Raw genomic sequence first — 2,748 nt, 5'->3', positions numbered from 1 at the left:
CAGCCGCTGAGCCCCCGCCAGTGGCAAGTCTGTCATCACATTGGCACCTGCCGCACCGAGGCCCTCGGCGGCCTGCTCCTCGAATGCGGCGGCTGCGGGGAGTCGGCGTTCCTCTACTATGCCTGTCACGACCGTCGATCGTCGGCGCAGGCAACGGTTCACCTGGGTTGACCGCTCCCCTCACCCCTAGCTCCCGACTGCTTTGGAGCTGGCAGTCGTCACCGAACCTCGCGGCGTGGTGACCCGTCCGAGGACGGAGGCTACATTGTCCCAAGCGCTTCGCACCCCAGGGTTACCCCCAGCGCACGGCCCGGTAGGGGGCTGATGGCTGAACATCAGATCTATCTCCTTGATAAATAAGCGTGCAACTTCGTGTCGCACAAACGATTAATCGTTAGCAAGATGCCAATAGGTACACATTCTGCTAGACTCGTCTCATGAAGCAAATTAACTGGAATGCTGAAAAGAACCAGCAGTTGATGAGCGAGCGCGGCGTGTCCTTTGAGGATGTTCTTTTTTCTTTTCAGTCTGGTGGTTTGCTTGATGATGGAACTCACCCCAACCGGGGCAAATATCCGAATCAGCGCCTTTTTGTGGTTCGGATCGACGACTACGCCTGGCTGGTGCCATACGTTGAGAATGATCGAGAGATCTTTCTAAAAACGGTCATCCCCAGTCGAAAGGCCACCAAGACATTTTTAGGAGGTTAGCATGCCCAAGTCCAAATTAGATCCCGAGGAGCAAGAGCTTCTGGAGGCATACGAGTCCGGAGAGTTCGAGTCAGATCTGGATGCTGATCGTCGGGGGTACTTGTCGAAGGCAGCGGAAGACGCATTCAAGAAAGACAAGCGGATTAATATACGTATCTCCAGTCGCGACTTGGAGGCACTTCAACGTCGGGCGCTGGAAGAGGGGCTTCCTTACCAGTCTCTGGTATCAAGTGTTCTGCACAAGTATGTTTCCGGCGGGCTCATGGACGTCTCTGCTAAAAAGTCAGGCCAGCGGACGCGCTAACGCGCGCCGCTGCCTTCTGCGTTGGGCATCGTAGGCGCATAGAAGCTATGAGATTCGGGGTCACGGTGATTGTTGGAGTGTCGGCACACCTGTAGTTTTCACGGGCGCAGGTAGAGGCGCGTTTCTTCAGAAGCTTAAATATGATCCCCCCATGAGTGATTCCGCTTTCGCGAGCATCCATTTAGAGTGGAGCGCATGCTGTGGGCAGTCTAAAGGCTAATTCAGCCATTTCTAGCGAACAGTTACCTATGATGGAGCGGTTCAGGCACCGCTAGCCCCGTCTACTACCGGATTGTCGTTGGCCAGCACCACCTGATTGCGACCTGATGACTTCGCGCGGTACAGGGCGAGGTCAGCGCGTTGTAGCAGGCTGCGGTAGGACTCGTCGGGTGCGAGCTCGGCCGCTCCGATCGAGGCCGTCACCATGAGGTTTAGCGGCCGTGCTCCGGCGACCGCCGCGCGGCAGCGCTCCGCGAGGTAGGCGGCTCCGTCGAGGTCGGTGTGGGGGAGCAGCGCGACCAGTTCCTCCCCGCCCCAGCGTGCCAGCAGATCCTCGCCACGCATTTCGGCCTGGATTGCCTTTGAGATTGAGACGAGCACCTGATCGCCGGCATCATGGCCATGGGAATCGTTGATGCGCTTGAAGTGGTCGAGGTCGAGCATCAGCACGGCCAGTGGCTGCCCCGAGCGTCGCGCGTTGGCGAGCTCGGCGCCGAATCGCTCCTCGGCGGCATACCGGTTCGCCAGCCCCGTTAGCGGGTCGGTCATCGCGAGGTTGGCCAGGAGATCAGCCCGCTCAAGTGCTCGGTCGATCTGCTCACGCAGCCCGGTGAGGACCCAGACCAGGACGAGCACGACCAGTAGCAGCACATGCATGCGGATTAGGGCGAACAGGAGCTCTTGGGTCGGGTGGCCCGCACTGGCCTCGCCGACGATTGTGATGGCGGTAAGCCCTGCGGATGTCGCTAGGACGAGGGTCCCGAGGATGAGCCCGCCCCAGCGTCCCAGCATGAGGAAGCCCATAATTATCAGGATCCCCAACGCCCAGTACTGCAAGCCGAGCAGTAAAGGGAGCCGGTCGAGTACTGGGCCGTCCCGCACCAACAGCAGCTCGGCGAGCCCGACGAGCACGATTACGCTGCCGGTCACGTACAGCCCGATCTCCGTTGGGAGCAGGGGCACTCGCCGGGTGAGCAGCGCCGGGAGCAGGGCCACGAGCACTAGCGCGGCACTCCACGTGACGATGTGTACCCAGTTAATGGGGGGAGCGGCCACCTGCAGCGTCACTTGCAGTGCGTTCGACCCGATCAGGCCAGCGAGCAGCACAACGCCGATGATGTAGGCCCGGCGTTTGCGTCGTTCGAGTCGCTCGAGCTCAGTCACCACGGAGTCGGACACGAGTTCAGCAGGTCGTTGGGCGAGGCTGGGTGACGTCCTGCAATGAGCCACCTCTCGCTGTGTGGTGTTCCACTACTCGCAGCGGCCGACGATTTTCGCTATGAGTTCAGAGCGCAGACACATGATCAGTGCTTCCTCGGAGGTGTCTTCGATGGTCTTCCACACAATGTCTAATGCCCAATGGCCATGCATTCACCTCATTCGGTGGCTGGGGATTCCAGTCAAGTGGGTGGCCTGTTCCACGTGATGAGGGGTGGCCATTCCACCGGATGTGGTGGGCCCGTTCCACGGGAAGTGGTGGGGCCATTCCACTAAGCTGGGGTGCCTCTGCAGGCA

Annotated in this window: 3 protein-coding genes and 1 pseudogene; 3 read left to right on the top strand and 1 reads right to left on the bottom strand. The window is 60.0% G+C overall.

Going from position 1 to position 2,748, the window contains the following annotated elements; genetic code table 11:
• From CKO15_RS13365 to CKO15_RS13355, 3 genes and pseudogenes are all read left to right on the top strand, one after another.
• Positions 1-135, top strand: a pseudogene (locus tag CKO15_RS13365) (transposase zinc-binding domain-containing protein); the annotation flags it as partial.
• A gap of 302 nt (positions 136-437) precedes the next feature.
• Positions 438-710: a BrnT family toxin gene (locus tag CKO15_RS13360; RefSeq protein WP_200197245.1), complete on the top strand. Its 273-nt coding sequence runs from the start codon at positions 438-440 to the stop codon at positions 708-710.
• A gap of 1 nt (position 711) precedes the next feature.
• The gene (locus tag CKO15_RS13355) at positions 712-1,014 is read left to right on the top strand and encodes a CopG family antitoxin (RefSeq protein ID WP_200197237.1); all 303 of its coding nucleotides are present in this window, start codon (positions 712-714) and stop codon (positions 1,012-1,014) included.
• A 261-nt stretch (positions 1,015-1,275) separates the two neighbouring features.
• Here CKO15_RS13355 and CKO15_RS14600 read toward each other — a convergent pair whose 3' ends face one another.
• Entirely contained in the window at positions 1,276-2,397 is a 1,122-nt protein-coding gene (locus CKO15_RS14600; protein WP_207124149.1) for a diguanylate cyclase, read from the bottom strand.
• Positions 2,398-2,748 lie beyond the last annotated feature (351 nt).

The sequence above is a fragment of the Halorhodospira abdelmalekii genome (genome assembly GCF_016583625.1).
Classification (GTDB): Bacteria; Pseudomonadota; Gammaproteobacteria; order Nitrococcales; family Halorhodospiraceae; genus Halorhodospira; species Halorhodospira abdelmalekii.
Note: the sequence above shows the minus strand (reverse complement) of the source record. Positions and strands in the feature narration are given on the sequence as shown.